General features: G+C 46.7%; 6 protein-coding genes. 2 read left to right on the top strand and 4 right to left on the bottom strand.

Going from position 1 to position 7358, the window contains the following annotated elements:
- Positions 1 to 1062: protein kinase domain-containing protein (locus RMO79_RS05405; RefSeq protein ID WP_310482033.1), on the bottom strand; the 1062-nt coding region annotated here is incomplete at its 3' end.
- A gap of 232 nt (positions 1063 to 1294) precedes the next feature.
- Here RMO79_RS05405 and RMO79_RS05400 point away from each other — a divergent pair.
- Positions 1295 to 1504: a hypothetical protein gene (locus RMO79_RS05400; RefSeq protein WP_310482032.1), complete on the top strand. Its 210-nt coding sequence runs from the start codon at positions 1295 to 1297 to the stop codon at positions 1502 to 1504.
- 371 nt (positions 1505 to 1875) lie between these two features.
- Positions 1876 to 2163: an RNA-binding protein gene (locus RMO79_RS05395; protein ID WP_310482031.1), complete on the top strand. Its 288-nt coding sequence runs from the start codon at positions 1876 to 1878 to the stop codon at positions 2161 to 2163.
- Positions 2164 to 2320: 157 nt separating this feature from the next.
- Here the strand turns inward: RMO79_RS05395 and RMO79_RS05390 are convergent, their stop codons facing one another.
- The 3 genes from RMO79_RS05390 to mutL form a co-directional block, all read right to left on the bottom strand.
- Positions 2321 to 3328 carry a DnaJ C-terminal domain-containing protein gene (locus RMO79_RS05390; RefSeq protein WP_310482030.1) on the bottom strand — a complete coding sequence of 336 codons (1008 nt, stop codon included), beginning with the start codon at positions 3326 to 3328 and terminating at the stop codon, positions 2321 to 2323.
- Positions 3329 to 3495: 167 nt separating this feature from the next.
- The gene (locus RMO79_RS05385) at positions 3496 to 5373 is read right to left on the bottom strand and encodes a serine/threonine-protein kinase (protein WP_310482029.1); all 1878 of its coding nucleotides are present in this window, start codon (positions 5371 to 5373) and stop codon (positions 3496 to 3498) included.
- Between the two features lie 142 nt (positions 5374 to 5515).
- Positions 5516 to 7243, bottom strand: coding sequence for a DNA mismatch repair endonuclease MutL (mutL, locus tag RMO79_RS05380; RefSeq protein WP_310482028.1), 1728 nt, complete (start codon positions 7241 to 7243; stop codon positions 5516 to 5518).
- Between the last annotated feature and the right edge of the window lie 115 nt (positions 7244 to 7358).

Genomic DNA, 7358 nt, shown 5'->3' with positions numbered 1-7358 from the left:
TGGTTTGTGCAGCTCTTTAATAAGTGCGGTTTTTCCAATCCCCGAAGATCCCGCCACCAATACCAATTCACTATTGCCAGTAGCAACGCGATCGCAGGCATTTAGTAATGTTTTAACTTCTAATTCTCGGCCATATAATCGTTCGGGAATTGTAAACCGATCTCTCAAATCCCGCGCGCCTAATTCAAACTCAGCCACCGTCCCCGTTGTTTGCCATAATTCCAAACATAGTTCTAAATCGTATTTAAGCCCCAACGCGCTCTGATAGCGATCCTCAGCCTTTTTAGCCATCAATTTCGCCACAATCTGGGCGACGACTGAGGGTACATCCGAATTAACCCGATCGACACTCACCGCCACCCGCTCTAAATGAGCGTGAATCAGATCGATCGGATCTTCAGCCACAAAGGGTAATTTGCCAGTCAGCAGCTCGTATAAGGTCACTCCCAGCCCGTAAAAGTCGGTACGATAGTCGAGTCCCCGATTCATCCGTCCCGTCTGTTCTGGAGCCAAATAAGCTAAGGTTCCTTCGAGTAAATTCGGACTCAACCACTGCTGAGTTTCGTGTGGTAATTGGGTAGCAATCCCAAAATCAATCAGCTTCACCTGCTTGGTAGCCGGATTAATGAGAATATTTGCAGGTTTGATATCCTTATGCACGATCCGTTCGCGTCCGAGTGCGTGTAAAGTGTCTGCAAGTTGAATCGCAATCTCTAACACGTCTACCACGGGCAAACACGCGCTTTGCCGATACCGCGCCAGCGAAACACCCGCAAAATCTTCCATTACCAACGCATAACCGCGATCGCACGTCTCTAAACTATAAACTCGCACCACCCCCAACAAATCGAGATTTTTGGCGATCGTATACTGATGGCGAAAATTCAGCAGCTCTTCGTAAGTCGGATACTCTGCTACCAATAGTTTGATAACTACCGTCTCAGCTTTGGCACCCAATCGCTCCGCTGGCTGCGCCCGATACACTACAGTTCTGTCACCACGTTCGAGTTCCGCTACCAACCGATACCCACACAGATTCGAGTCCAAACTGTTTGTCGTCATAAATTCGCCCGATCTTACCTACCGTCTCTTAATATGCCCCGTTTCGAGCTGGACATTGCATTGGTGGGAGATCGGAGATGAAAGTAAGAAGTTAAGAAGTAAGAAGTAATCGGGACGCTTGCGTCTTTGATATTGAGATTCATTTTCTTTCCTCCCACACCCCCACACTCCCCTCCCCCATACCATTTAAGTTAAAATCGTACATATCCTACTGGTGCGCCCGATAAATCTCATGCTTTTAAACGAACTCACGCCGATTATTAAAGAATTAGCCAAAGAACCAGCCGCCTTTTGCAGTGGGTTCATTTCTGGGGTACTCCGGTTGAATCTGACTGATGACCCCGTAAAAACCTGGCTGGAAAAGCAAGCCGGATTTACACCGACATCTAGCCAAACCGGGATGAACGACCCTCAAAGACCGAAATCGATCGAGATCGACTAAAATTTGCATGAGTACATTTATTCGGTTGGTTGGCACCCGCGCTCTGTCAATCGCTAGGTACTTAAAAAAAAACCCAAACTTGTAATCTGGATAACTCTTAAAACCCAGGAGATCGGGTATGATAAAAAGAATAATTACTAGTTGCTGTTCGATCGCTAGTCAGCATTGAAGTCTAGAGAACTACTTATTTAAGTCAGTCGATCTAAAACCATCGATTTGCCAATAGCTAATCGTTCGCGTAGCGTGCCTTGGGCAATCGCCTCAACGCCAACGCTAGCTAATCGGGCGTAGTCTTTGTTAGCGATCGGCTAACATACTATTGTCTGCTAAGTGTACAGTAACTTTTCTCGTCCAGCTTTATCGATGCTCTCATGACCATTTATATCGGAAACTTATCCTACCAAGCCACCGAAGAAGACTTAAAAACAGTTTTTGAGGACTACGGCACAGTCAAACGAGTTGTACTTCCCACAGATCGCGAGACTGGCAGACTGCGTGGCTTTGCCTTTGTTGAAATGTCTGACGATGCCAGCGAAGACAATGCAATTACCAATCTTGATGGTGCAGAATGGATGGGTCGTTCTCTCAAAGTAAATAAAGCCCGTCCCCGCGAAGAAGGCGGCGGTAACCGTGAGGATTTCCGCAAACCCTCTTACTAGCACCTTCTAACTAAATATTTAGAGCGACAATGATGTTCGGAACATCATCGCCATCGACTCTAAAACTAGTGCAGTTATGTTGCAATATAATCGCACGATTGCTAGGGTGAGGGTAGTGGTTACCTTCACCCTTTTGTATCGATCTCTATGAAGTCATTTATTCACACTTAAATCTGATAATATGGTCGCCATTTTTATTGGGAAAAGTAGACTTAAAAATACCAAAGCCACTCAAGACTAAGGAATCGCCACTTTTAGTTCCTGGCGAGACGCAAATTTTCCGCTCTCCAAAGATTGTCTTCACCATCAGTTCGCAACCAGATTGGGATTGGGCGGTGGTAATTTTAATTTCAGATTCGATATTTAAACCGTTTCGTTTGCGCTCGTTATCTCGATCGGGAACCCGCAAACATACATATAAATCGCCTGGTTGACCGTAACTTTTACTAGCATCGCCTTGCTCTTTTAATCTCAATTTACTCAGATCGTTTACTCCCGCAGGAATCGTTACTTTTAACGATCGCGTAACTCGGACGAATTCACCATTATCCTGACAATCTAACACCTGAATCTGAATTTCTTTGATGCAGCCTAAAATAGCTTCATCGAAGCCAATTTCTAGCTCGATTTGCAGATCTTCGCCGCGCACGGGATTCGGGGGTGTTTTGCTAACGTCTTCTTGCCCGGTAGTATAGGCATTAAAATTTCGACCGATCTGTTCGCATGTTGTTTTCAGATTGGCTTCAATTTCATCAAATATATTACTGGGTTTGTGTCGATCGCTTTGCGAGGGGACGACGACAATAATATATAAATCTCCCGATCTCCCACCAGATCTACTGACATCGCCTAGCTCGTCATATTTTAATTTAGTATCATAACTGACCCCAGCCGGAATCTTAATTTTTAAATTTTTAACAACTTTTTCAAAGCTACCATCATTCTTGCGTTCTAATATCGGAATCCAAATATCTTTGCAACAACCTCGGCTCGCATCATTATCGCCGATCGCTAGTTTGATTTGGATATCTTCACCGCGATTGAGTTCTAGAAAGGTACCTTTAACTCCTTGTTCGATGCCCGATTGAAGTTCTCGCCCTACGCCTTCGGAGACCGTCTTAAAACCTTCAACAATTTCATCGAAAATAGAATTATGGGTTGCCATGTTCCGCTCGTACTCTTAATAATAAATGTTGTGGATGCTGACGGTAATTATCGGAGCTGACTCAGTTCCGATAATTACCAGCTAGCTAGACAGCTTCCCCACACATTTACTAGATTCAAGTATTACCAACGCCCAACCGGAAAGAAAATTGAAATAATTATCGAGAATCAGAGTTTAATCAGATATTTCTCGCGCTGACGGTACACTTCGACTTGTTTGAGATGCCGCGATGGCAGATACAATAATAGATATGCGATGCTAAGAGCCAATCCCAAGACAAATATCAGCAGAAATCCATCCAGTCGATAGAGCAAAACGCCTAAGCTCAGACCAAAGAGCGCAATTATTTCAAACACGAGAAAAATAAAACCATGCCGATATCGTCTCGATTCGGGTAGTCGAGCATATTCGGCATCGAAAAAATAGCCGATTAGCCCAGCCTGAACCCCAAGTACAGCACCAGCCGGAATTCCATTGCTATTAACAACAAAACTCAACACTAATCCCACCAAACTGCCGACCAAACTGCCTACCACCGCCTGCGCGCCGATGATTACTCCATTTAGACCACCAGCCATATTTATCCCCCCGGCGATCGTGCCAGCAAATGCCCCAAATGTGATGCCAGCAATACAACCAGCCGCACCACCCAGCCAAAGCCCAAACAATCCCCCACAAATTGCCGCGATTCCCGCCCGAAATTTCACACCATCAGGATGTACGTCGCTAGTGCTGGAAAACATCGTCAAAAAGCCGCCAGTCAAAAAGCCTGTAGCAATTCCTGTCCCAGAAGAACTCCAAGCTTCACTAGATTTCAGGCTGTATCCGCAGCCAAACGCAAACATCAGGAATACTACCATTGCCCCATAGGGGAATTGCTTGGCTTGAATGGGGAGCGGAGCTGTCATGACTTCAAGTCGGAGCAAATGCACATCGGGAACGGCATTACTCGTCAAAACGATCGAGCGACTTCCCACAGATTGAGCCGTTAATTTGCTGGTATCGACGGTAATTTCGCATTCAACTTCATTACTATTAATTTCCCTGGATGAGAACGAAATCCACTTATGAATGCGATTGGAATTTGGCGGATCGTGGGGGTGTGGCTCGATCGACCAAGTGCCCTCTAAGCTGGTATCGGGAGTACTATTGATAATAGTCAGCGTTTTGGTAATCCGTTCACCCAGTTGAGTGGCGTTAAATTGCAGGCTAGGCGGGCTGAATTCGACTGAAGGATAGCGAGTGACATAAATCGGTTTGAGGGCAATTAGAGCGGCTTCTGCATCGAGATAGCGATCGCTCACTCTGGGTGCGACCATTGTTTCTAACCAATCCATAAATCCCGTACTGAGTTTTGGCGTGAGATGTTGGAAGGTAATTTTGCCATCTTCATCGATGAGCGCGTCCATTCGGTTAGACTTGGTTTGCGTTAGTAATGCAATCAGCATCGCCCCCAATCCGTAAAGATCTGTGGCGGCGGTGAGTCCTTTGTTATACATCTGCTCTGGAGCCATAAAGCCAAATGTCCCCGCCGCGACGCTGCTCATTGCTACCTCGCCACCACCGATCCGCGCGAAGCCAAAGTCAATCAGATAAACATTAAGATCTGCATCTACCAAAACATTTTCGGGCTTAATATCGCGGTGAATGACCGCAGGAATCCGATCTTGCATGTAAATTAAGATTTCCAGCGCAGCTACCGCAATCTGTTTAATTTGGTCAGAATCGAAGCTGCGGGGGATAGACAGAGCCTGAGCCTCTTTATATTCTTGGACGATCGCATAACCATCATCACCCTCGATCGATTCGATGTAATGCGGTATCCCTGGATGTTTTAAATCTTTGAGCACTTGCATTTCGCGCTCGACTTCTTTAAACTGCGACCAGCCAGAGCCTTTGGCAAATTGAAACTGTTTGATGACTACTTGCCGATTGGGTGGATCGATTGTCTGGCACAAGTAGACAACGCGCCCACCAGCCGCATTCCGCCCTAGTTCGCGAATTACTTGATATCCTTGGGTTAAAAAGTCTGGAAAATCGCTCATGACTACTGCGAACTGATACTGGGTTGTGCCTACGGTTATAAAGCCCAGATTTGTTGGTAAAAGCTACATTTTAGGTTTTAGGTTTTAGGTTTTAGGTTTTAGGAAATTAACTAGTCCCCAGTCTCCCAGTCTCCCAGTCTCCCTAAATACCATGACTTTTGCCAATCACCCAATGACGGCGGAACGATCGGGCGAGGCTGCTTTCTTTAAATGAGAGATAAATCGGTCTACCATGCGGACAGGTGCGGGGATTGCGAGTACGTTGCCAGCGATCGAGTAAACTTTGCATTTCTGGTAAACTCAAGGGCGTACCATTCCGAATCGCGCAGCGACAGGCGACAGCTACTTGCGCCGCCTGTAAGTCTCCGCCCAGGCTGAGTTCGGTAATTGCTGCTGCGATATCTTCGCGCATTAATAGGGGTGCGGGAGCTGTGCGAATCGCCCATAAACCTTCTCCAAATGGCTCGATCTCGATCGAGATTTGCTGTAACTGCTCTATTTGCCGCTCTGACAGGTGGGACAAAATTATTGGCGGTTCTAGAGGTAAAAGTTGCCAAGCACTACTTATTTGCTCGTACAACACCCGCTCGTGAGCGATATGTTGTTCGACTAACCACAATCCATCGGCATGTTCGGCGACAATATAGGTATTGAGGACTTGTCCGACAGCGCGGAGTTCGAGTAAGCCCAAACCGTCGCCGTCGTTCATAATCGATCGCTGCGGAATATGGTAAGCTCCTTGCTGTTCGGCGACTGCGAGTAATTTACCGATCCGGCTGGTGTGAGTGCTTTCGTCTAACTCATCGGCTTGTAAATTTAACGCTCGATCGATCGCAACAGTTACCTGCGATTGCCAATATTCGACGTGTTGGAGATAGATTTCGACTTTGGCGGGATGGCGATTCCAGTCGATGTAGTGGGGGGGAATTTGCAGGTGGAGAAAACAGACGGGATAACGATCGCGCGGTAAGGTACGCGCCAAACTACTGACGATCGTTTGTTCTAATTCTGGAGATCGGACGATCCGCCCGTTGACAGCGACTTTTACCCAGTCTAGCCGATGACGATGACATCGATCGGGCAATCCTAAAGTTAACTGAATGCGTGCATCTCCGTCTGGTGGCTTCATTACACCATCGTATTTACCAGCATAAAGTTCTTCTAGAGCCAATTTCAGAGCATCCGCTCGCATCTCAATTTCAACATGCTGAAGATCGTCAACCCGAATTTTTGGAAGTAATTGGGGAATAATTTGCTGGGTAGTTCTACTCCCAATAATCTGAAACCACGGACGATGTTGCTGCTGAATCGTCCACCCAATTTGGGGATGACACAGAGCCAAATGATAGATAATGTTCTGCACTTGGCGCAATTGACAATTAAGATTTGGCAAACCTTCGCGCCGAGCCGCCCATTCACCAAATAAATCTACCACATCGATCGCCGTACCGGGCGCGATTGCCACTTCCTGCTGCCCAATTACTTCCCCCTGATGGTTGTAGACTAAATGCCAACCATCGCAACTATCGCGCGGACGACTGTAGATTTCGAGATTGGCAAGTTGCGCCAGACTGTGCAACGCCTCCCCACGAAAGCCCAAACTCGTAATCTGAAATAAATCCTCACGATCGTCGATTTTGCTCGTACTATGCGCCGTCGCCGCCTGTTGTAAATCCGCAAGCCCGATCCCGATCCCATTATCAGCTACCCGAATCCGCCATCGATCGGGAAACAGCGATACCGTAATTCGCGTAGCATCAGCATCGATCGCATTTTCACATAATTCCCGTACTACCGCCCCCAGCGAGTCAATTACTTCTCCTGCTGCGATCGTGTGAATTACATCGATAGGTAATAGATGGATTGGCATTTGACAGCAAACATTGGTACGTGACTTACATCGCGCACCAGTAGTGAGAAATTACTAATAGCTAAAAATCTGCGGGACTACGTGCAGATCGATCGTGTCGGCTAGACTTCGGCTG

The sequence above is a fragment of the Chamaesiphon sp. VAR_48_metabat_403 genome, from assembly GCF_031422475.1.
Lineage (GTDB): Bacteria > Cyanobacteriota > Cyanobacteriia > Cyanobacteriales > Chamaesiphonaceae > Chamaesiphon.
The sequence above is the reverse complement of the archived record's forward strand: the minus strand, read 5'-3'. Positions and strand labels throughout refer to the sequence as shown.

What these genes read in the sequence shown, in the direction of transcription:
- RMO79_RS05400 (WP_310482032.1), top strand. Translation starts at nt 1,295, where the DNA reads ATGCTTTTAAACGAACTCACGCCGATTATTAAAGAATTAGCCAAAGAA.
- RMO79_RS05395 (WP_310482031.1), top strand. Translation starts at nt 1,876, where the DNA reads ATGACCATTTATATCGGAAACTTATCCTACCAAGCCACCGAAGAAGAC.
- RMO79_RS05390 (WP_310482030.1), bottom strand. Translation starts at nt 3,328, where the DNA reads ATGGCAACCCATAATTCTATTTTCGATGAAATTGTTGAAGGTTTTAAG.
- RMO79_RS05385 (WP_310482029.1), bottom strand. Translation starts at nt 5,373, where the DNA reads ATGAGCGATTTTCCAGACTTTTTAACCCAAGGATATCAAGTAATTCGC.
- mutL (WP_310482028.1), bottom strand. Translation starts at nt 7,243, where the DNA reads ATGCCAATCCATCTATTACCTATCGATGTAATTCACACGATCGCAGCA.